General features: G+C 57.6%; 26 protein-coding genes. All 26 read right to left on the bottom strand.

What is annotated here, in order from left to right:
- Positions 1-735, bottom strand: coding sequence for a flagellar basal-body rod protein FlgF (gene flgF, locus MNU25_RS17475; protein WP_240986235.1), 735 nt, complete (start codon positions 733-735; stop codon positions 1-3).
- Positions 736-863: 128 nt separating this feature from the next.
- Positions 864-1,268 carry a flagellar basal body rod protein FlgB gene (flgB, locus tag MNU25_RS17480; RefSeq protein WP_240986905.1) on the bottom strand — a complete coding sequence of 135 codons (405 nt, stop codon included), beginning with the start codon at positions 1,266-1,268 and terminating at the stop codon, positions 864-866.
- Between the two features lie 131 nt (positions 1,269-1,399).
- Positions 1,400-1,882, bottom strand: coding sequence for a flagellar hook capping FlgD N-terminal domain-containing protein (locus MNU25_RS17485; RefSeq protein WP_240986236.1), 483 nt, complete (start codon positions 1,880-1,882; stop codon positions 1,400-1,402).
- 80 nt (positions 1,883-1,962) lie between these two features.
- Entirely contained in the window at positions 1,963-3,468 is a 1,506-nt protein-coding gene (locus MNU25_RS17490) for a flagellar hook-length control protein FliK (RefSeq protein WP_240986237.1), read from the bottom strand.
- Positions 3,469-3,521: 53 nt separating this feature from the next.
- Positions 3,522-4,271 carry a FliA/WhiG family RNA polymerase sigma factor gene (locus MNU25_RS17495; RefSeq protein WP_240986906.1) on the bottom strand — a complete coding sequence of 250 codons (750 nt, stop codon included), beginning with the start codon at positions 4,269-4,271 and terminating at the stop codon, positions 3,522-3,524.
- A 31-nt stretch (positions 4,272-4,302) separates the two neighbouring features.
- A complete protein-coding gene (locus tag MNU25_RS17500; RefSeq protein WP_240986238.1) occupies positions 4,303-4,758 on the bottom strand; it encodes a hypothetical protein in 456 nt (151 codons plus the stop codon).
- A gap of 192 nt (positions 4,759-4,950) precedes the next feature.
- Positions 4,951-5,442 (bottom strand): chemotaxis protein CheD, encoded by a 492-nt coding sequence (locus MNU25_RS17505; RefSeq protein ID WP_240986239.1) that lies wholly within the window; start codon positions 5,440-5,442, stop codon positions 4,951-4,953.
- The gene (locus MNU25_RS17510; protein ID WP_240986240.1) at positions 5,439-6,035 is read right to left on the bottom strand and encodes a chemotaxis protein CheC; all 597 of its coding nucleotides are present in this window, start codon (positions 6,033-6,035) and stop codon (positions 5,439-5,441) included. The genes MNU25_RS17505 and MNU25_RS17510 overlap by 4 nt, the downstream gene beginning before the upstream one ends.
- 1 nt (position 6,036) lies before the next feature.
- A complete protein-coding gene (locus tag MNU25_RS17515; RefSeq protein WP_240986241.1) occupies positions 6,037-6,681 on the bottom strand; it encodes a flagellar brake protein in 645 nt (214 codons plus the stop codon).
- Between the two features lie 29 nt (positions 6,682-6,710).
- Complete coding sequence (locus MNU25_RS17520; RefSeq protein WP_240986242.1) at positions 6,711-7,574, bottom strand: MinD/ParA family protein; 864 nt, start codon at positions 7,572-7,574, stop codon at positions 6,711-6,713.
- On the bottom strand, positions 7,567-8,859 hold the full coding sequence (flhF, locus tag MNU25_RS17525; RefSeq protein WP_240986243.1) for a flagellar biosynthesis GTPase FlhF: 1,293 nt from the start codon (positions 8,857-8,859) through the stop codon (positions 7,567-7,569). The genes MNU25_RS17520 and flhF overlap by 8 nt, the downstream gene beginning before the upstream one ends.
- The gene (gene flhA / locus MNU25_RS17530) at positions 8,849-10,921 is read right to left on the bottom strand and encodes a flagellar biosynthesis protein FlhA (RefSeq protein WP_240986244.1); all 2,073 of its coding nucleotides are present in this window, start codon (positions 10,919-10,921) and stop codon (positions 8,849-8,851) included. The genes flhF and flhA overlap by 11 nt, the downstream gene beginning before the upstream one ends.
- A gap of 129 nt (positions 10,922-11,050) precedes the next feature.
- The gene (gene flhB / locus MNU25_RS17535; RefSeq protein WP_240986245.1) at positions 11,051-12,094 is read right to left on the bottom strand and encodes a flagellar biosynthesis protein FlhB; all 1,044 of its coding nucleotides are present in this window, start codon (positions 12,092-12,094) and stop codon (positions 11,051-11,053) included.
- Entirely contained in the window at positions 12,091-12,870 is a 780-nt protein-coding gene (fliR, locus tag MNU25_RS17540; RefSeq protein WP_240986246.1) for a flagellar biosynthetic protein FliR, read from the bottom strand. The genes flhB and fliR overlap by 4 nt, the downstream gene beginning before the upstream one ends.
- 30 nt (positions 12,871-12,900) lie before the next feature.
- Positions 12,901-13,173 carry a flagellar biosynthesis protein FliQ gene (gene fliQ / locus MNU25_RS17545; RefSeq protein WP_240986247.1) on the bottom strand — a complete coding sequence of 91 codons (273 nt, stop codon included), beginning with the start codon at positions 13,171-13,173 and terminating at the stop codon, positions 12,901-12,903.
- A gap of 32 nt (positions 13,174-13,205) precedes the next feature.
- Positions 13,206-13,871, bottom strand: a complete 666-nt coding sequence (gene fliP, locus MNU25_RS17550) for a flagellar type III secretion system pore protein FliP (protein WP_240986248.1) — start codon at positions 13,869-13,871, stop codon at positions 13,206-13,208.
- The gene (locus tag MNU25_RS17555) at positions 13,868-14,362 is read right to left on the bottom strand and encodes a FliO/MopB family protein (protein WP_240986249.1); all 495 of its coding nucleotides are present in this window, start codon (positions 14,360-14,362) and stop codon (positions 13,868-13,870) included. Before MNU25_RS17555 ends, fliP begins: the two co-directional genes overlap by 4 nt.
- Before the next feature lie 2 nt (positions 14,363-14,364).
- On the bottom strand, positions 14,365-14,727 hold the full coding sequence (locus tag MNU25_RS17560) for a response regulator (RefSeq protein ID WP_240986250.1): 363 nt from the start codon (positions 14,725-14,727) through the stop codon (positions 14,365-14,367).
- Positions 14,728-14,794: 67 nt separating this feature from the next.
- A complete protein-coding gene (gene fliY / locus MNU25_RS17565; RefSeq protein ID WP_240986251.1) occupies positions 14,795-16,105 on the bottom strand; it encodes a flagellar motor switch phosphatase FliY in 1,311 nt (436 codons plus the stop codon).
- Positions 16,098-17,093: a flagellar motor switch protein FliM gene (fliM, locus tag MNU25_RS17570; RefSeq protein WP_240986252.1), complete on the bottom strand. Its 996-nt coding sequence runs from the start codon at positions 17,091-17,093 to the stop codon at positions 16,098-16,100. The genes fliY and fliM overlap by 8 nt, the downstream gene beginning before the upstream one ends.
- Positions 17,094-17,200: 107 nt before the next feature.
- Positions 17,201-17,617 carry a flagellar basal body-associated FliL family protein gene (locus MNU25_RS17575; RefSeq protein ID WP_240986253.1) on the bottom strand — a complete coding sequence of 139 codons (417 nt, stop codon included), beginning with the start codon at positions 17,615-17,617 and terminating at the stop codon, positions 17,201-17,203.
- The gene (locus tag MNU25_RS17580) at positions 17,614-17,826 is read right to left on the bottom strand and encodes a flagellar FlbD family protein (RefSeq protein WP_240986254.1); all 213 of its coding nucleotides are present in this window, start codon (positions 17,824-17,826) and stop codon (positions 17,614-17,616) included. Before MNU25_RS17580 ends, MNU25_RS17575 begins: the two co-directional genes overlap by 4 nt.
- An 82-nt stretch (positions 17,827-17,908) precedes the next feature.
- Positions 17,909-18,355, bottom strand: a complete 447-nt coding sequence (locus MNU25_RS17585) for a flagellar FliJ family protein (RefSeq protein ID WP_240986255.1) — start codon at positions 18,353-18,355, stop codon at positions 17,909-17,911.
- Complete coding sequence (fliI, locus tag MNU25_RS17590; protein WP_240986256.1) at positions 18,342-19,655, bottom strand: flagellar protein export ATPase FliI; 1,314 nt, start codon at positions 19,653-19,655, stop codon at positions 18,342-18,344. Before fliI ends, MNU25_RS17585 begins: the two co-directional genes overlap by 14 nt.
- Complete coding sequence (locus tag MNU25_RS17595) at positions 19,585-20,457, bottom strand: FliH/SctL family protein (protein WP_240986257.1); 873 nt, start codon at positions 20,455-20,457, stop codon at positions 19,585-19,587. Before MNU25_RS17595 ends, fliI begins: the two co-directional genes overlap by 71 nt.
- On the bottom strand, positions 20,441-21,448 hold the full coding sequence (gene fliG, locus MNU25_RS17600) for a flagellar motor switch protein FliG (protein ID WP_240986258.1): 1,008 nt from the start codon (positions 21,446-21,448) through the stop codon (positions 20,441-20,443). Before fliG ends, MNU25_RS17595 begins: the two co-directional genes overlap by 17 nt.
- Position 21,449: the final 1 nt, after the last annotated feature.

Raw genomic sequence — 21,449 nt, forward strand, 5'->3', positions numbered from 1 at the left:
TTAGACTTTCCCCACTTCATTAACAGCCTTATTCAAAGTCGAGTCCTCGGTCTGGATAACTTTTTGGTTCGCTTCATAAGACTTCATCACACTGATCATATCGACCATCTGACCGGCGACATCCACGTTTGAGGTCTCAAGGTAACCTTGGTGCACCCCAACCCCCAAGGCCGGCACCGTCCCCCGGGAACTGGCGTATAAAGAATCCCCCTCCCGGATCAGAGCACCCGCCGGAATATCGGCCATCCTTATTTTCCCGACTGTCTTTCCCCCGTCCGTTACCGTCCCATCGGCCCCAACCGTAAAATTCCCAGTCAGCGGGCCGATCACTCCGTTTAACCCTACGACCGGATAACCGTCCGCCGTTTGCAGAATACCGTTTGCCCCCAGCTGGAAACGGCCGTTGCGGGTATAGCGCACTCCCTGCGGAGTTTGCACGGCAAAATACCCCCTGCCCGTTAAGGCGAGATCCGTCCGCACACCCGTAGAGCGCAAACTTCCTTCGAGATTGAGACGCGTGACCGGGTCAACCACGACACCCGTTCCCAGTGAACCCAGTACGGCGGGAGTGGCCGTCCCTGCGCGCTCTATGAGCATCGAGGGAAAAGTCCTCAAACCGGCCAGTTCTTCTTTAAACCCCGGGGTTCTGACGTTAGCCATATTGTCGGCAATAATGTCGCTTTGACTTTGGGATGCCAACATGCCGGCTGCCGCCGTATAAAGGCCTCGTATCACCGAACAAACCCCTCTTTCTTGCCCCGCCCGCTTTGCTTGGGCCAAAGCCGCGGGATCTCTTGTCTTCCGGCCGTGCCGGTTGCCTTCCGGCCGCACCGGCCTGAACCGGCCCGAAAAAGGAAGCTCCTTTAGGGCTGCCCCTGGATCGCCTTGCGCAGAATGCCCAATTGTGACTGGATCGCCTGGGCGACCGAGTCATAATAAAGACCGTTTTTCGCCACGTCGGCCATCTCTTGGTCAATATCCACGTTATTTCCGTCATTGCGTAAGCTGGTAGCGTTGTCCGTTTTTATTTGAACCCCGGCAGGACTCTGCGTTCCCGCCAGATGTCCCGACAGAGTCTCTTTTAAGGGGAGGACACCGTTAGGGCCGAGGGCCGACTCCAGCGCAACCTGAAAACTCACGTCCGACCTCTTGAACCCCGGTGTATCGACGTTCGCAACATTGTTTGCCAAGACCCTCTGTCTCAGACTTGAAGCATCCAAGCCTTTCTCCATGATCCGCAGAACCGGAGTATCCAGCCAATTCATCATGGGTGCGCCCGCTTCCGGCAAGTCCTGCCAAGAAACCCGGCCTTTCACCTCTTTCTTTTTAGGATTCAAAAATTCCTGTGCCGGCCTAAAACAAGGGCTGCCGCCGGGAGAGTGAGCCGGCCGCGGGCACTCTAAGCGGGAGTGCCCGCCGCATTGTCGATCCGGTCCACTTGAGCCAAAGTGAGAGTCTGGGAACCCACCTGTAATTCAACCTGGCCGTTTTGCATCGTCACCTGGCTTACGGTCCCCTGAACCGTTTGACCTCCGGCATCCGTTCCGCTCACCTGTTTCCCGATCAAGGCGGCGCCTTGGGTCAAGAGGGTTTGCTGACTCAACGCCGTCAGATCGGAATCCAGCTTTGTCACGGCCTGAGCCACATTAGTCATCTGTTCCAGAGCGCTGAACTGGGCCAGCTGAGCCACAAACTGGGTGCTGTTCGTAGCTTGGGACGGATCCTGGTTCTGCAATTCCGCGATCATTAATTTGAGAAAATCATCTTGCCCCAACACCTGTTGAGCCGGGTTGGAAGCGCCGGCATTTGCCGCAGCCGCCGTGCCGGCGCTCGCCGCGGCTGCGGGAGCGGCTCCCGGGCCGTACATCGGGCTTAGACTCATAAATCCCTCTCCTTTTCGTGTTTTTATCAACGCTCATAAATTCTTCATAACGCGGTCGTATGGAGTTAGCCAACTTTGACTCAGGCCGTTAGGTTTACCCTGTAACCTTCATCCCCCGGCGCTTCATAAGGGAGCACAAGAGCATCGGGAGTCCGGGCCTGTTCCTGCCTGTTGCCTAATTCGGGCCGGAAAGGCTGGGGCGCATTTTCCCGCCATGGCCGGCCAAAACTCCCGCCCGAACCCAAATCCAGCGTGCCGCAAGCCACCCCCGCATTTTCGAGCGCATTTCTCAAATCGTGGATGTGCCCCTGTAACATCTTGGCAGTGCTGTCATCAGCCGCCGTAATCTGCAGATTCACCTGTTTGTCATCCCAGTTCAGCAGCACTTGGATCTTGCCCAGCTTTTCCGGTTGCAACTGAATTGTCAGCTCCTTGATTTGGGGGCTTTCCCGTCTGAGATTTTGCGCCAGGGCTTTGCCAACCTGCTGCCAAATCTCCACCGGAGCGGCTTCACTCCCGGAACCCATCGCCGCCGGCTGCAGGATTTTTCCCGTCGTGCCCGATATGGGCAGACCTGCCCAATTTTGAGGCGGGGCGTCTCGTTGACCGCCGGAGCGTCCGTCCTGCGTGCTTGCTCCTCCCGTCGCCGACGCTCCCGGCTCTGCGCCCGTTCCGGGCAGAGTGGCAGTCGGGGGCGACGAGTTGTTATTCGACCCCTGCGGATCACCCTTCCCCGGACCGGCTTTCAACAAGACGGCAGGCACAGCGTCCGCCACGGGCTGATTCAGTTGCGGGGCCCCGCTGTTTTCTACCGTACCGGACAGTTCCGTCAACAAAACCCTAAGGGCTTGCAGCAAATCCGCGGGCGCAGCGCCCTGCGGCAATTGAAGAAAATTGGGAGTATCCCCCGGCCGGCCGGCCGTCTTCATGATCGAATCCAATATACTCTGCCAAGCCCCGACCGGACCGGCCACCCGACTTTCTTTCCCCGCCTGGGTCAAGATCCCGGCCAAGCATCTCAGTTCCGCCACCATCTTGGCAGTGGGGTTTTCGCCTGCAAGAGCGTCAGGGCCCGGCCCTTGTGCCCCGCCCCGGCCGGTGGCAGCCGGAGCCAATGAAGAGAGCAGACCCGCCAATAGCTTGATCAGTTCTTCGCTTTCAGCGGCTGTCCCCCCGGAGTTCGTGACTCCCGGGTTCGTGCCGCCCGGGTTTTTTCCCCCAAGGTTCGGGCCCCCCGGGACAGCCTTACTTTCTCCCGAGAAAAGGCCCGCTCCCGGAAATCCCGGGAAATTCCCCGGGTATCCCTCTATTATCGCCGGATTTCCCGTCTGCCCTGTCGTCGGCGCGGGGATCCCTGGGCGCCCTTTCCCGGCAGCCGCAATGCCCGTATACCCCTCCGCCGGCACCGGCAATCCCTTGGCGGCCCTTTGGGTACCCTGGGCGGTTGCACTCACCGGAAGCAATCCTTGACAGAGGAGGGCCGCGAACCCGGTCTTTAAAAGGTCGGACGAGGAACTCCGGCCGTTCCGGGCCGACGGTGTGGAGATGGGAGCCGTACCCATGACTGGGAGCTTAGGAACCGGCACTGGGCCACCCGCTTTCTGCTTATGTCTCACTTTCTTTATCGGCTGATTCCCGGTTAAACTTTAGCTTTGGGGCCCGTCCTCCGGATCATTTTTCCCCTCAGGCGCGCAATGGCCTGAGAATGGATCTGGGAAATCCTCCCTTCCGATAGGTTCATCACCGTCGCGATCTCCTTCAGAGTAAGCTCTTCCCTATAATACAGAGCTATGACCAGCTTCTCCTTCTCCGGCAGTCGTTCAATCGCCTCAGCCAGAAGACGCGCCAGCTCCTCCTTTTCCACTTCTTCATAAGCTTTTTGGGCCCCGGGATCTTCCAACGAAACCACCGGAGCGCCCTCTCCCTCGTGGTTTTCCAGGATCTCGTCGAAAGAAAGAAGCACCAACATCTGCCCCTGCTTGAGGACGCTCTCCAGATCCGTGATCCCCATCTTAAGAAAAGCCGCGACTTCTTTTGGCGTCGCCGCGCGTCCCAACTCTCCTTCCAAAGCCGCAAAAGCATCCTGAACCCGCCGTACCTTTTGCCTGGCACTGTGAGGTACCCAATCCATCGCCCGCAGCCCGTCCAGAATCGCCCCCCGGATGCGCAGAGTGGCGTAAGTCTCGAATTTTACACCCCGGGCCGGATCGAAACGTTCGACCGCGTCGAGCAGCCCGAAAACCCCGTAGCCCACCATGTCATCCTGGTCGACATAAACGGGCAAAGACATGGCCAGCCTCCCCGCGACCCTCTTGACCAGAGGCAGAAAGCGCTCGATTCGATGCACATCCCACTGTCCGTTGACACCGGGTTCCCGGGAGTTTTGCACGTAAGATTCCGCCGGCAAGGAACGTCACCTCTCAATCTTTCCAACCCATACGGCGCACAATCTGAGCCTCTTGCGCCGGGTCGGGCGGCTCCTGACCAAGGCCCGACTCCGTTTGCCCCGGCAAATCCCGAAGTCCCGCTCCGGCCGCGTCCTCCGCAGCCGTCTCCTCGGCCCTGCCGGCCACCCCGGAGTGGTCTTCTCCCTCGTCGGAAGCAGCCACCGTTTCCGCACCCAGCACAATGTCCAGCAAGTTTCCCTTCCCGTCTGCCGCCCGGACGTCAAAGCCGACCTCCGTACCTCCTTGCCGGAAGAGATAGAGGCTGCCCACACTTAGCCCATACATAATAACAAATGCCAGCAGCATCCGCAGCATTAGCCAGAGAAATCCCACACCCCGGCCGAAACTAAGAAGTCCGACTACCAGCGCCGTTCCGACCGCAAGACGCCAAGCCCACGCCCTCAAGGATTCATAATGTTCTTGCTCCATTTCACTTTACCCCATCGTCTTGTCCTGTTTCCGCCCGAGGCGCGTCGCCGTGTCCGAGTCCAAGTTTGCCTCGGAGCCCACCGTTCCGAAAATGCCCGTCTCGCCCTGATCCCGGCGCCCGGAACCGGTAAAAGCCGCAAGTCCGCCGTTGGCCCGCGTCCGGCCGCGTTTCAGACCCCGCGTTCCCCGGCGTTAAATGATTTTTTCCCCATGGCTAATTGTTCTCACCCTGAGTTCGCCGGTGCTGACGTCAAAATGAATGGTCCGGCCAAAACTCCCGCCGGTGTCGGAGGAAAGCAGAGGAATACCGAGGCGCTTGAGTTCGTCTGCCACCGCTTCGGCGTTGCGATCGCCGATTTTCAAGACCGGAGGCTTGCCCGGAAAAGAAAACATCTGGGCTCCTCCGGCCATCTTCGCTCTCAACCGTCCCCGCTTTCCCCCCAAGGCCAATACCTCCTTAAACATGAGGGCGATAGCCGTATCCGCGTATTTAAAAGGGTTATCGCCGGCTTTGCCGTTGGCCTTGGGCAGCATGATATGCGCCATGCCGCCGATTTTCTGCAGCGGGTCGTGAAGGCAGACTCCCACGCAGGAACCGAGACCCGCCGTCATGAGAATGTCCGGGGTCGACGCCGTTTTGTAGTCCGCCATTCCCACATTAATCACCTTGACCGTGTTGCTCATAGCCCGAACGCTCCCAGAAGTTTATGCAGGGACCCCGCCTCCGGCAGAAAAATGAATTGCCCCTCAATCTGGGGAATCCCGGAAATCTGAGTATCGATAAAAAGAACTTGCTCGTCCAGCGTCCCCTCCTCCAACAAGATCGCGTCCAGAATCGCCCCCGCCATATCGACCGCCAGAGCGGGCACGGACGGGTGGAGCGGAACACCCGAAAACTGTGCTAAAGCGATGAGGAAAGAGCTGACCATGATATTGCCCACTTCTTTGAGAGCGGATTGCGCCAGCTCGTCGGCATAGAGGTCCGGAGTTTCCCCGCTCTGGATCAACGCCTGAACGACAATCTCCGCACTTTCAAGCGGAAAGAAAAAAACCGCTTTGCCCGGGGCCTCTCCTTCCGCCTTAACATAGATCACGGCCTGAGGCTCGTCCATCTGACCGATTACTCCGGCCATCTCTTGAAAACTAACAGCCCACACTTCGGGTACGGACATGGCAATTCGCCTCTGCAGCAGGGTCGACAAGGCGGTGGCGGCATGTCCCGAACCGATATTGCCGATCTCGCGCAGGACATCTAAATGGATCTGACTGATCTCCACCTTACACCAGTCCTTTCTTGCGCATGGTTCTCTGCAGATCAAAGATACAGCGAATGATCCGATCCCGTTCGCGTTCCGGAATTTCGTCAAACCGCGCCGAAACGGTGTAAGACTTGCCATCTTCATCCTTCTCCACCCGAGAAACATAGGCGGGGGTCTGAATTTCACCCGTGGGTAATTGCAAATACAGATACAATAAAGCCCTCTCCTCAATCTCCTCTTTGGCCCGGAAGCGGACGCCCCCGCCGCTGAGATCCAGCATGCCGCCGAGTCTCTGCTCACTTAAGCCGTCTTGAATCACCGACCGGTAAGCCATCGGGTAAAAAGCGGGAAGTCGGACGAAGCTGCGCCTTTGAACTCTGCGTATTTCCTCAGGCACATCCAAAACCAGAACCGGAACGGGCAGAGCAATTCTTTGGATGACCTTGGCGTCAAAACTGTAGGCCGAGAATTCATCCGCAAAAGCTATTTCCACCTCGCTTCCCTCACGGACGGGCACGATCTCTCGGTCCCGGTAAGGAGCGCCCACGGAAACCAGCCGGTTCCCCACTTCATCAATGCGGGTCCGGTACCTTCCGGCATACTCCCCTTCCGTTACGACGAGCTCCACCGCCAAACCCGGCTTTAACTTTTCTTTGTGTGACAAGCGGAACCACCCTTTCAGGCCAATATATCCTAAAAGACACGCAGGATCCGGTTGAGAAACCCGCGCATACCCTGGGAGCTGCGCGGCGGCTGCAAATACAAGCCTGAAACTTTGCCGGCAATCCATTCTATGCACCTGTAAGCGGAACTTGCCGGATAAGTCAGCGCCAAGGGTACCTGCTCCATCACCGCCCGCTTCACCAACGGATCCTCGTACACCCAGCCCAACAACGTCAAAGACCCATGCAGAAACCTTTCCACAGCCGCAGCCAGACGCCCGAAAGTCTCCATGGCCTCCCCCTCGTCTGCGACCCGGTTGACGACAACGTTAACCGGCACGCTTTCCCGGCCTTGACACAAAGCTTTAAAGAGGGCGTAGGCATCCGTCAAAGCCGTCGGCTCCGGTGTCGTGAGCAGAATCACGTCATCGGAGGCCCGGAGGAAATTGAGCACGGTGCGGTTAAGCCCCGCGCCGGTGTCTATGATTAAAATGTCCCCCATTTTGTCCAGACGCCCTAAGTTAGCCAACGAATGAACCAAACGGGTGCGCTCCAGATCCGCCAGATCCGGCACACCGGACCCGCCCGGAAGAATTCCTATCCCTTTCGGCCCGGCCGCCACGATTTCCTCAATCGTTCTTTCCCCCGCCAGCAAATGGCTCATCGTGTAGACCGGAGTAATGCCGCAAGCCACATCCACGTTGGCCATGCCCAAATCACCGTCCAAGATGAGAACCCTGTAGCCGTAATCCGTCAGGGCCAAGGCCAGGTTCACGCTGAAAGCGGTCTTCCCGACCCCGCCCTTGCCGCTGGTGACGGAAATGACCCGGATGGCACGTTTCGTTTCCGCCTTCTGAGAGACCATTTCGCGCAGTATCCTCGCTTGGTCAGGCATACATGTCCTCCTCCCCCAGAACATAGTCTGCCAGGCGTCCCGCGTCCGCCGCTTCGATATCATCGGGAACGTTTTGCCCTGTCGTCAAATAAGCCGTCGGCAAAGTCGTCTGTTCCAGAATGTTGAGGAGGCTCCCCGCACGGCTGGTCTCGTCTAGCTTGGTCAACACTAGGTGCGTGGCAAAGGACTTAAAACGCTGAAACACTTGCAGCTGATCGACGGTCTGGGTCGTGGCACTCAGGACCAGCAGGGTCAGGTCGGGCTTCGCCTGCTCCAAAAAGGCCCGCAGTTCGGACATATGGGCATCATGCAGCGGGCTGCGGCCGGCGGTGTCAATGAAAATGATCTCTTTGTCAGCATACCGGTTCAGTGTCCCCCTGAGCTCGGTCGGAGTCATGGCCACATCCATCGGCACCCCGATAATCCCGGCAAAGGTCTTCAATTGCTCTACGGCCGCGACCCGGTAGGTGTCCACCGTGACCAAGGCCACCCGGCGTTTATCGACAAGGCTAAACCCCGCCGCCAATTTGCCGATGGTCGTGGTCTTTCCCACCCCGGTCGGACCGACCAGTGCCACGACCAGCGGCGCCCGCATGCCCGGCACAATTCTGGCCGTCGGGTTGCAGAGGCGGCTCACGTTTTCCCGGATAGCGGACCAAACCAAGCTCCGGTCCGACCATTGCTCCTCCGGCAGTTGTCCTTGAACCCGGCGCAGGAGGCGCATCGTCAGCGCCTCGCCGATTCCCCTGCGCCTCAGCCCCTCGGCCCAGCCTTGCAGGGCCTGAGGCCAGATCGAACTCATCTGACGCAGGCTCTCCATTTGCCGGCTCATGTCGCTCACCAAGGTCTGCGTCTGACGCAGTTCCGTCAGCACGGCACTCACATCCGTATGAGCGTTCCCGACCCCGGGATCCTCGGGCGCGCGCTCCGGACGCGCGGCCGGGGCAGGCGTGTGCTGGGCCGCGGCCGGGGCAGGCGCGCTCTGGGACTCGGCCGGGGTAGGCGCGCGCCGGGACTCAGCCGGGGTAGGCGCGCGCCGGGACTCAGCCGGGGTAGGCACGCGCCGGGACTCAGCCGTATACGCTTCCGGCACCGGCCCCGGCAGGGGACGGGACCGCTCCTCTATGGCCGCCATAATTTCCACTTTGATTTTGCCAAAAAATCCGAGAAACCCGCCTTCCCGATATTGGCGTGTTTGCAGGATTATGGCCTCCGGCCCTAAGTCCTTTTTGACTTTGCCCACGGTTTCCGCCACATTTTCCCCCGTAAAACGCTTAACCCGCATGACCCGGCACCACCATTCCCACGGCCTGGACTTGAACGCCCGGCACGAGTTCATTATAGGACAACAAGGTTAACTGCGGGAGCTGACGTTCCGTCACCCGCCTCAGGTTAATCCGCACCAGCGCGGCGCAGACCAGCACCGGCGACTGCCCTTTGAGCATCATCTTTTCCACCTCCCGGCTCAACGCCTGAATTAAATCTTGCAGAACCTGCGGATCAAGGGACAAATAAGATCCGTAGTCCGAAGGCTGAATGCTGTCCAAAATCTGCTGTTCCACTTTGGGGTCAAGAGTAAGCACCGGCAAAACTTTATCTTTGCCCAGCAGGGGCTGCAAGATCGGCCTGGCCAAAGCCTGTCGGACGTGTTCGGTCAGCTTGTCCAAGTCCTTGCCCGCCGGCGCGTGATCGGCCAAAGTTTCCAAAATCGTTGCCAGATCGCGAATCGAGACCCGTTCGCGCAGGAGGTTGCTTAGAATCTTCTGCACTTGCCCAAGGTTGAGCAGATCCGGAACCAGTTCCTCCACGACCGCCGGAGATTGCCGGCGGACATTCTCCACCAAAGTCTTGACATCCTGCCGGCTCAGGATCTCCCAGGCCTCATTCTTGATGACCTCTGTCAGATGGGTGGCGAGTACCGTCGGGGCGTCCACGACCGTGCAACCCGCGATTTCCGCCTGCTCGCGGTACATCGCGTGAATCCACTTGGCCTCCAGACCAAAAGCCGGTTCTTTAGTCGGAGTTCCCGGAATCTTGTCCTCCTTCCCTCCCCCGCCCATGGCCAGGTATTGGTCGGCCAGCAGTTCTCCCCCTGCCACCTCCGCGCCTCTTAATTTTATGACATATTGGTTGGGTTGCAGGTTCATGTTATCGCGAATCCGGATGATCGGAACGATGAAACCCAGCTCTCCGGCAATCTGACGCCGAATCAGCACCACCCGGTCCAACAGGTCCCCCCCCTGCTGGGAGTCCACCAAAGAGATGAGTGCGTAACCCAACTCCAACTCCATATGATCGACCTGCAAGAGCCCCAGCACGTTTTCCGGCTTCTTGCTTTCGGCCAAAGCGCTTTCCCTGGCAGCCGCACTTTCCTGCCCGACCTCCGCTTTCTTAGTCCGCCTGATCAGCACCCCGGCTAAAATTAAGACGGAAGCGACCAAGAGCATGGGGAATTTGGGCAGACCGAGAAGGGCGAGCAGAATCAAAACAGCCCCCGTTATGAACAGGGCCTTAGGCGCGCTCAACAATTGTCTGGAAAGATCCTGACCCAAATTGGCCTCTGACGCCCCGGCGCGGGTCACGACCAGCCCTGTCGCCGTAGAAATGAGCAGGGCCGGAATCTGTGAGACCAAGCCATCCCCGATGGTCAGCAGGGTATAGGTGTGCAATGCGTCAGGCCAGGACATCCCCCTGAGAACAACACCCGCGATAAAGCCGCCGATGATGTTAATGAAGAGAATGATAATGGCGGCAATGGCATCTCCCTTAACGAACTTGCTGGCTCCGTCCATCGACCCGTAGAAATCCGCTTCCTGCTGGATTTTCCTCCGCCGCTCGCGGGCTTGCTCGTCATTGATGATGCCGGCGTTCAGATCCGCGTCGATCGCCATCTGCTTGCCCGGCATGGCGTCCAGAGTGAATCTGGCCGCCACTTCCGAGACCCGTTCCGCCCCTTTGGTAATGACGATAAACTGGACCACCACCAAAATCACGAAAACGATAAACCCGACCACAGGGTTGCCGCCGATGACGAACTGACCGAATTGCTGAATCACTTGCCCGGCGGCGCCGTTGAGGAGAATCAGCCGGGTGGTGGAAATATTGAGAGAAAGCCTGAATAAGGTCATCGTGAGGAGCAGAGAAGGAAGCACGGAAAACTCCAGCGGCTCCTTGAGAAAAAAGGACATCATGAGTGTCAGGACCGCCCCAGTGATGTTCAAAGTGATGAGAATATCCAAGAGGCCGGGGGGAAGGGGTATGACCATCATCACCACGATCCCGACCAAACCCAGAGCCGCCAGAATATCCGTATGCGCTAACAAACGTTTTGGTACGGTTACAGCCAATTTAACACCCCCTTTCCCACTTTATCCCATCCTAAACCTCCCGCTTCCGCCAGCGGACAGAGGTCCGCTGACCCGCTCCGCCGCGGACAGCCTCCGCCGGCGCAGTCGCACCGCGCGCTTGCAACGAGTTCACCTTCTCCTCTTCAGCCGGTAGACAAAAGCCAGAACTTCCGCCACCGCCTTATAGAGTTCCGCCGGGACGGCCTCGCCCAGATCGACCTGGGCATAAAGCGCCCGGGCCAGCGGCTTATTTTCCAGGATCGTAATCCCGTACTCCCGAGCCATCTCCCGGATGCGCAAGGCCACCGCGTCCTGACCTTTGGCTACGACAAATGGCGCGCTTTTTTCCGCGGGCTCATAGCGAAGGGCTACGGAAATATGGGTCGGGTTTGTCACCACGACATCCGCTTTCTTCAGATCCTGCATCATGCGGCGGCTGGCCATGGCCCTCTGCCTCCTTTTGATCTCCGAGCGGATCTGGGGGCTGCCCTCCGTCTGCTTAAATTCCTCCTTCAGTTCCTCGCGGGACATGCGCAAATTCTTCTCATAGTCCCAGCGCTGATAGAGATAATCGGCCACGGCCAAGACCAAAAAGGAAAGAGAAATTCTCCAACCCAAACTTAAAACGGCATGGCCCAAGAAAACCGCCGCCTGACCCACGTCCAGCCGCTGCAGGGCCGGGAACACCTCCAGGTTATCCCGCACCGAGACGTAGAGGCAATAACCGATCACGATGACTTTGAGCAGAGATTTGGCCAATTCCATCCAGGCTTTGCTGCCGAACATCCGTTTGAATCCGTTAACCGGGTTCAGACGGGCCAAGTCCGGTTTCAACGGTTCGGAGGTGAAGAGGGTTTTGACCTGCAGAAAGTTCCCCGCCAGCGCGATGATCGCTCCGGCCGCGAAGACCGGGGCCGCGATTTGCACGGAGGCCCAGAGCAAGTTAACCATCAGACCTGAGACCGAGTGAATATTCCAGTGGGTATCCGCACCCCAAACATACGGGAAAAGTACCTCCAAGCGCTGCAGCATGACCGGAAGCCAAAACTTCAGCACCGCCACAAAACCCAAAAGCATGACTGCGGATGTGAGCTCCTGACTCTTGAGGACCTGTCCTTTCTTGCGGGCCTCCTGTCTGCGCCTGGGGGTCGCCGTGAATTGCTTTTCACTCATGCCTTCCACCCGCGGTAGAGTTGCAAAAGCCAATCCATGCTCGTGTTAAAAAGATGGGAGACCGACTCGGCGAACAGCGGCATAGCCATAAACAAAAGAATAAAACCGAAGATGATTTTGACGGCAAAGATAATGGAAAAGACGTTAATCTGCGGCACCGCGCGGGTGAGAAGGCCTACACCCAAGTCCGCCAAGAGCATGGCACCGAAGACCGGCATGGCCAATTGCACCGAGAGCGCAAAGATTTCCACGGCCAAGCGGACGAAAAAGGCTATCCCTAAAGGGAGTCCCGCCGGACTGATCGGAACATAGACATAACTTTTCACCATCGCCGCAATCAGGTAGTAATGCGCATTGGTCGCCAGGAGGAGCATCGTGGCCAGGACCATCTCAAAGTTGCCCATCATGGGACTCTGCATGCCATAGACCGGGTCCAAAGCGTTTCCCATGGTAAACCCCATTTGCAGGTCTATCAATTGTCCGGCTCCCTCCACAATGGAGGTCAGGGCAGAGATGACAAAACCGATGACCAGCCCGACCCATGTCTCTTTCAGGATCAAAGCAAAGTAAAGCAGAAACTCGGCGGGGATTTGCGGCTGCGAAGCCCGGATGAGCGGATACAGGATCATGGACAGGCTCACGGCCAACCCCAATTTGACGAGAGCCGGAACCCCCCGGGCCCCGAACACCGGGGCCAGCATAATCATCCCGGCCCAGCGCGCCAAGATCAGCAGGAATAAGGAAATATTCCATTGCAAAAGCCCCGCCAGATCCACGTTCCAGCCCTCCTCCCGTCCCCCCGGAGACTAGTGCAAAGCAAAAGTCGGCAACTCGTGCAAAAGGTTCGTCGTGTAAGCCGTCAGGACACTCAGCATCCACGGTCCCAGCACGAGCATCACCACCACAACGGCCAGAATCTTAGGAATGAAAGAAAGGGTTTGCTCCTGAATCTGGGTCATCGCCTGGAAAACACTGACCAACAGTCCGACCAGGAGCGCGACCCCCAGGATCGGCCCCCCCACCAGCAGGGCGGTGCCCAAAGCCTCTTTGGCCATGTATAGGACTTCGTTTTGACTCATAACTCACTCCTCGTATAACTCACTCCCCGGCTTCAGTGAAAACTCGTTACCAGCGACTGCACTACCAAATGCCAGCCGTCAACCAAGACAAAAAGCAAAAGCTTGAAAGGCAGAGAGACCATCATCGGGGGGAGCATCATCATCCCCATGGACATCAGGGTACTGGAAACGATCATGTCTATGATCATAAAAGGGATAAAGATGGCAAAGCCCATTTGAAAAGCCGTTTTCAGTTCGCTGATAATGAAAGCCGGAATGAGAACATAGGTCGGGATGTCTCCGTAAGTCTTTGGCCTCTTGATCTTGGCCAGAGTGACAAAAAGCTGCAGGTCATCTTGCCGTGTCTGTTTGAACATAAAAGTGCGCAAGGGTTCTTCGGCTTTACCTAAAGCCTGTGTCTGACTGATTTGGTGATGCAGATAGGGTTGCAGGGCCTGGGTGTTAATCTGACTTAAGGTCGGCTCCATGACGAACAGCGTCAGGAAAAGGGAGAGCCCGATCAGCACCTGGTTCGGCGGCAGCTGCTGCGTACCCAGAGCATTGCGCACAAAAGAGAGGACGACAATAATGCGAGTAAACGAGGTCATCAAGATCAGAATGGCCGGTGCCAAGGACAGTACCGTTACGAGCAGCAGAATCTGCAAAGAAGTACTGAGCTGCTGTCCGGTGCTGTTGCCAAAATTGAGCGCCAAGTTCATCGCCGCTCCTCCTCTCCCAGCATCCGGGCCAGCTCACCGGCAAAGGGTTCATCCGACTTAAGTTGAACGAGTTTACTTCTCCTGCCCCGAAACAGCAGAGCACCCATGCCGGCCAGAAAACCCTCCACCCGGTCCGCCGGGCGGCTGACGATTTCGTCGAGAATCTCGGCCGCCAGGTCCGGATCGTCTATCTCCGTCAATTTTACCAGGGAATGGTCCGAACCGGCCAACACCTGCAATTTTCCCCCCACTTCCACCAGGTAAAGCGCCTGTTGACCGCCCAGAAGCTGCCGATCAAGTACCCTGGCCCAGCCGGCGTCCATCCCGCGCAGGGCCGTGCGGTTCAAGCGCCTGATGATCCATAATGCGACAATCAATATGACCAGGAAGATGAGGAGTGTTCCGAACAAGCCCCAACCTGAAAACGTGGAATTGAGGGTCTGAATGGATGAAGCAGGCACATAAGGCCGGTTTTCGATACTGCCCGGCATCTTTACTTCAACGCCTTCGTCACGGCTTCAATCACCCGGTCAGCCTGAAAAGGCTTAACCACGAAATCCTTGGCGCCGGATTGAATCGCCTCAATCACCATGGCTTGTTGTCCCATGGCGCTGCACATGATGATTTTGGCTTTGGGATCCCTGTTGCGAATTTCCTTTACCGCCTGCAAGCCGTCCATTTCCGGCATAGTGATATCCATGATGGTCAGGTCGGGCTTCAATTCCATATACTTCTCGACGGAAACCGCCCCGTTCTCAGCCTCCCCGGCCACTACGAAGCCGCCCTTATTGAGAATATCCTTCAGCATCATCCGCATGAAGGCCGCGTCGTCGACGATCATTACCGTTGCGCCCACAAGTGTTCCCCCTTAATTGAGTTTGTCTCACAGCCCGCTTTCCGTCAGCTTACGCCGGTCACAGACCTCAGTCCAGAGTCTGAATTCTCTGAGCCGGATGCACAATATCCGTGATGCGAATGCCAAAGGTCTCATTGATGACCACAACCTCGCATTTTGCAATCAATTTGCCGTTCACGATCATGTCGACCGGCTCTCCCGCCAGGCGGTCCAGTTCCACAACCGAACCCGGTCCCATCTCCAGGATCTCTTTAATGGTCTTCTTAGCTTTGCCCAGTTCAACACTGACCTGGAGGGGAACATCCATAATAAGATCGAGATTGTTCGGCGGGACCGTTTCTTGCCCGGGCTCAAGCGGGGTAAACCGCGCCGTCCGCACCGCGGCCAGGGGAGGCTGAGCCGCGGCACCATGAACGGTGGCGGGGCCGCCGGAGCCCGGAGCAGCCATGCCCGCGGAGCCATAACCCTGTATGCTCTGACCCGCGGGGCCCCCGTAACCCCGAATACCTTGAGCCGCGGGGGCGCTCCCCGTTGCGCTCTGACCCGGTGCGCCTTTACTTCCGGCACCGGCAAATCCAGACGAGCCGCCACCGGCCATAGCCGCCGCCCCAGATCTGGCCGCCGGCGTCCCTTGAGCGGAGGACCCGAGGGTTACCCTGTCCTCACCCTCCGTGGCCGCGGCCACGGTTTCGCCGAGAGTGGCCATGAGTTTTTCCACCATCCCTTTAGCCACTGAAATCGGGATAACCTGCACCAGAATGCTGTCTATCGCCGACTCAACGACCATCTGAAAAGAGATGCGAACAAACGGTTCGGAAGCCTGTAAGAACTCCTGTAAAAACTCCTTCTCCTCGCCCAGATCATGCAAAGCCAGCTGAGGCGGGGTGATGTCCACCGGGGACTTAAACATCGTCGACATCGAGGTAGCCGCCGATCCCATCATTTGATTCATAGCCTCGGCGATCCCGCTGATCTGCATTTCCGAAAGCTCTGGCGATGAATTTGTGCCATCACCCCCCATCATCAAATCGACGATCACCGCTCCGTCCTTTTGCGACAGAATGAGCAGATTCGATCCTTCCAGACCCGCCTTGTACTTGACGTTGACAATGACGGAAGGAACCGGATAATCCCGGCGCACCTGTTCCGCCGAGGTGACATCCACCCGGGGGGTCGTAATCTCGACTTTGCGGCCCAGGAGCAGAGAAAGAGTCGTGGCCGCCGTGCCCATGGAGATATTGGCGATTTCCCCGATCGCGTCTTTCTCTTGCTCGCTAAACCCTGCCATTTCCTCTTCTTGCGAGTTCTCCGCGGCCACCTCCACCGACCCTTTGAGCAGGGCGTCTATTTCCTCCTGGGACAGCATCCCGTCACTCATCCTGATCCCTTCCTTCCTCGACAACCTCCGTGAGTTTTAGCGCGAGATGTTCCCCATGCAGCCCCGGGACACCCCGGAACTTCCTAAAAGCGCCGACGAAAACGGGAAGAGGGGCCTCAACCTCTTGATCGAGCGGAATCACGTCACCCGGAGCCAAATCCACAAGTTCCCGCACCGAGATCTGTGTCTGACCCAAAAGCACATGAAGGTCCACTTTAGCCCGTTCGATTTGGCGGCGGATCGCCTCCACCTCTACCGCGGACGACACTTTGGCCTGAGCCGCGAAGAGCAAAAAACTGCTTAATTTATCCAGGATCGGTTCCAGCACCAGATAAGGCAGGCAAACATTGATCATCCCCACCGTCTCCCCCACACTGATCTGCAGAGTGACCAGCATCACCATCTCGTTGGGCGCGATAATCTGAGTAAACTGGGGATTCGTTTCCAGGGCTACGAAATGGGGATGGGTCGCATAGACTTCGGCCCAAGATTCCCCGAAAAGCGCGACCATCTGGGACAGCCTGCGTTCAATAATCGTCCGTTCAATCTCCGTCAAATCCCGGTTCTTTTCCCCGCCTTGTCCCAGCCCCCCCAGAATCAGGTCAATGATCGCAAAGGCCAGGGCCGGGCTGATTTCCAAAAGGAGCGTTCCCTCCAGGGGCTCCAAAGTAAATATCCCGAGAATCGTGGGATTCGGCAAAGATCTAATAAATTCGTCATAGGTGATCTGCTCCATTGACAGCACCCGGGTCTCGATCACGGAATGAAGATGGGCGGATAAATAGGTGGTCAGAGCCCGGCAAAAGTTGTCGTGAATATTTTGCAGGGTATGCATATGGTCTTTGGAAAATTTGTTAGGACGTTTAAAATCGTAAACACGAACTTTTTTATGGGCCTTGCTTTCTTTCATCTCTTCAGCGTCAACCTGTCCCTCCGACAAGGCGCTCAGCAGGGCATCGATTTCCGCTTGAGACAGAACATCGCCCATGGAATCCCCCCCCTCCGCTCCGGATGGATATTCGTGGTTCGTAGTTCGTGGTTCGCGAATAGATCGTTTCCCAGTAAGTTTTAATGCTCAACTTTCGTCAAACGAGTTCACTGATAAATAAAGGAAAGGAAAAGCACATTTCGGATGTATCCGTCCGCCACCTGGTTGAGCTGACTGAGCAGTTCCCGGCGTAGTATTTCTCTGGCCGCCGGGGTCTCCACATCGGCCAAAGATTTATTGGAGAGGACGGTATTCACCTTATCTTTGAGAAAATCCGCTTTAGCTTGGAGAATAGGTCCCGCCGCGGCATCTGTCCCCTCCAAAGTAATGGATGTTTTCAGGAACGCCCCCCCCCTCAGGTTGACGGTAAACTCGCCGATCGACACCAAAGGACCATCCTGCTTGGGTGTTATTCCCGCCTGCCCCGGGCGAAAGACTTTCTGTGCCAGCAGCGTCCCCCCCGCGCCCAATACAACTCCGACAAGCGCCGCCACAATCAGCAAACTCCACAATTTATGTTTCATTCTCTTCTCTCCTCCGGTCCCACATAATCCGGATGACAGCGCCGGCGAAATTCCGCAATACGTTGAATCAGAAGAACCGGTTCCTCAGTCACCACATACTTATTTCCACCCGTTAGCGTAATCACCGTATCCGGGGTCTGCTCCATAGTCTCAATCAAATCAGGGTTTAAATAAAACGTCTTTCTGTTAAGACGCGTGACTTTAATCATGTCCCACCCCTTGCTCAACCCGCGGCGGCGCGGTCCCAAAAACCATCCGTCCGGCGGAAAGCCCGAGTCTATCCCGGTCCGCTCACGAACGCCCGATCCGCTCACGCTTGCTCAGGTAAATAACCTGCCCCACCTCGTCGAGCACCTTTTGCTCCCGCCGCCGTTCCGCCAGTGCCCAGGCCCGCGCCTGTCGCCCCTTGAGGCGGCGGAACTTTTCTTTCCGGCAGTAGGTCTCGACCACCCGCAGACGCTGCTCTTCTTTGCGCTCTTCCTGCTCCCGGAGCTCAGCCTCACAAGTTTGCAGCTTCCGGTACTCTTGCCGGGCGAAAATCTGCCAAGGCCCCAGTTCTTCCGGCCGCGCCCGACGCTGCCCGTCCAGACCTTGAAGCCAGCGTCTTTCCTGCTGTTCCCGCCGCTCGGCCAAGTCCCGGCAACGCAGGATCTCCTCGGCCAAACGGCGCTGAGCCTCTTCCAGAGCGTTCAGCGCTAACCCCAGGCTTGTTTCCAAACGGAATTTAAACCTCGCCATCCTCAACACACCCTTTCAGCCCTCTGAGCGTCACCTCAAAATCGGAACGCTCATCGATTCCCTGGCGCAAAAACTTCCGGATCCTTTCGTTGCAGCGAATAGCCTCGTCAATGCGGGGGTTGCTTCCATTCACATAGGCGCCGATGTCAATCAAATCTTTAGCGTGTTCATAAACTGCCAGACGCTCCCTGACGGCGGCGGCAGATTCCCTGTGCTCTTGCCCCACCACATCGGACATAACCCGGCTGACAGACTGCAAAATGTCGATGGCGGGGTAATGATTTTGCCCGGCCAGCTCCCGAGTCAAAACAATATGCCCGTCCAAGATTCCCCGCACGGCGTCGGCAATCGGTTCATTATGATCATCCCCGTCCACCAGGACCGTGTAGATCCCCGTGATACTCCCCCGTTCCGACATTCCCGCCCGCTCCAAAAGTTTAGGCAGGAGGGCAAACACCGAGGGAGGGTAACCCCGCGTAGCCGGAGGTTCCCCGGCTGTTAAACCGACTTCTCGCTGGGCCATGGCAAACCGGGTCACAGAATCCATCATCAACAGGACGTCCTCGCCCCGATCCCGAAAATATTCCGCCACGGCCGTCGCCGTAAACGCGGCTTTTAGCCGGACCAAAGCCGGTTGGTCTGATGTGGCCACCACAACCACGGAGCGGCGGAGTCCTTCGCTTCCCAAATCCTTCTCGATGAATTCCCGCAGTTCCCGTCCCCGCTCCCCAACCAGGCCGATAACATTGACCCCGGCCGTCGTGTTCCTAGCCATCATTCCCAAGAGCGTACTCTTGCCGACTCCGGATCCGGAAAAAATCCCGATGCGCTGCCCGCGCCCTATCGTCAGCAACCCGTCTATAGCCCGCACGCCCACGCTTAAGCCGTCCCGGATTCTCGGCCGTAACAAGGCGTCGGGAGGCCGGTTAAAAAGCGGATAACTCGTGTCTGTGACTAAGGCTCTCCCGTCACACGGCCTCCCCAACCCATCCAGGACCCTGCCCAAGAGGGCCGGACCCACGGCCACTTTCAGCGTCCCCTCTTGCGGGATCACCCGGTCCCCGGGAGCGATTCCTTCCGCTTCGGCCAAAGGCAGAAGCAAAGTCGTCCTATGGCGAAACCCCACCACCTCCGCCGGAATCTCCGACCCTCGGCGCGTGCGGATCAGGCAATATTCCCCTACGCCGGCCCGCGGTCCCGCCGCTTCAATCATCAATCCGACAATTCTTTCAACCCGGCCCCGCTCGCTGATCAGTTCCGACATCTGAACTCTCCGGGCCAAGCGGCTCCACTCCCCCATGCTCCAATTCCTCCCGCAGAAGCTGTTCCAACTTGGCCAATTGGTCGGCCAGACCGGCGTCATACACCCCTTCCTGACAATCAAGGAAACAATCCCCCGCCGACAGGGAATCATCCTTCACCCACGGGCAGGGCAGGGACTCGGGTGGGAGCTCTCCGACCCATTCGGCATCCCGGACCGAAAGGTGTAAGACCATTCCCGTCTTTTCCTCGGGCAGAAGAGCCAAGGCCCGGACGATTTCCAACAGACGCTGTGGCCTGACCGCCAAAGAAGCTTTTACAATACGCTCCGCAATAGCCAGGGCCAAACCCAGGATCTCCCTGTCCGCCCTCAGAAATTCCGCCTGGGCCGCCTTCGTCGCCAGGCGCATGAGCTCCCCCGAACGATTCAATAAACGGGCCGCCGCCTCCTCCCCGCTCCGCAGCCCTTCCCGACGGCCGTCGTCATACCCGTCGGCATACCCCTTCTTCTGTCCCTCAGTCCTTGCCTGCTCCTCGATTTCCTTTCCTCGCAAAGCGGCGGCCTCTTCGGCCCCCCGAATCAGCCCCTCCGCTCGGAACCGGGCCTCAAGCAGGATTTCTTCTGCCCGCAAGTGGGCTTGAACCAAACTATCCCCGTTAGTCTCATTTCGGGCTTCCGACTCGATCCCGTCACTTTCCGGCAAACCCCGCTCCGCTGTCGGGGACGCGACCGCCGTCTGCTCCCTCAGCCTTTGAAAGACGGACTGCCCGTCTACGACACAGAGCCCGCTCTGCCGCACGACACACTTTTTAACGACTTTCCAATTAATAAATGAGTTCATCGCCGCCACCCCGCGAAATGACAATGGCTCCGCTTTCTTCCAGCTTGCGGATCACCTTGACGATCCGCTGTTGTGCTTCCTCCACATCCCGCAGCCGCACGGGTCCCATAAACTCCATATCCTCTTTGAGCATTTGTCCCGCCCGGGTCGACATATTGACCTGAACCTTCTGCAGCACGGCCGGATCGGTACCCTTGAGAGCGGTCGCCAAGTCTTTGGTGTCTACCTCCCGCAGCACCAACTGCACGCCGCGATCGTCCAACAAGACAATATCTTCGAAGACAAACATCTGGCGTTTAATCTGTTCGGCCAATTCCGGGTCATCCATCTCCAAGGTATCCATGATGTTCTTCAGCGTGGAGGGATCCGCCCGGTTAAGGACATCCACCACACTTTGCATTCCCCCTGAGCTCGCATAATCCGTCGGCGCTAGGCTGGAGATTTTCCGTTCCAGCACTTTTTCGATTTCCTTCAGGACATCGGGACTCGTTCTCCCCATCAGAGCGATCCGCCGGGCGACATCCGCCTGTTTTTCCTGAGACAAGTTGGAAAGAAGTACCGCCGCCTTGTCCGGGAGCAGGTGAGTCATAATCAGGGCGATAGTCTGGGGGTGCTCTCCTTGAATAAAAGACAAGAGCTGCTTAGGATCGGTCCGCCGCACTATGTCGAAGGGGCGCATCTTCAAGGAAGACGAAAGGCGGCTGATAATTTCAAAAGCCCTCTGCTCCCCCAAGGCCCGTTCCAGCACTTCACGGGCATATTCAATTCCGCCCTGGGCGATGTAGTCATTCGCAATACACATTTGGTGAAATTCTTCTAGAACCGTATCCCTTTCCTCAGCGGATACTTTACGCATGTTGGCCATTTCCAAGGTGAGCTGCTCAATTTCTCCCTCACTTAAATGCTGAATCACCCGCGCGGAATGCTCCGTGCCCAAGGCAATCATGAGGATAGCCGCCTTGCGCAATCCGGTCAACTCTGTTTGCGCCATC

Origin of the sequence: Acididesulfobacillus acetoxydans (assembly GCF_902729405.1) — a bacterium.
Lineage (GTDB): Bacteria > Bacillota > Desulfitobacteriia > Desulfitobacteriales > Desulfitobacteriaceae > Acididesulfobacillus > Acididesulfobacillus acetoxydans.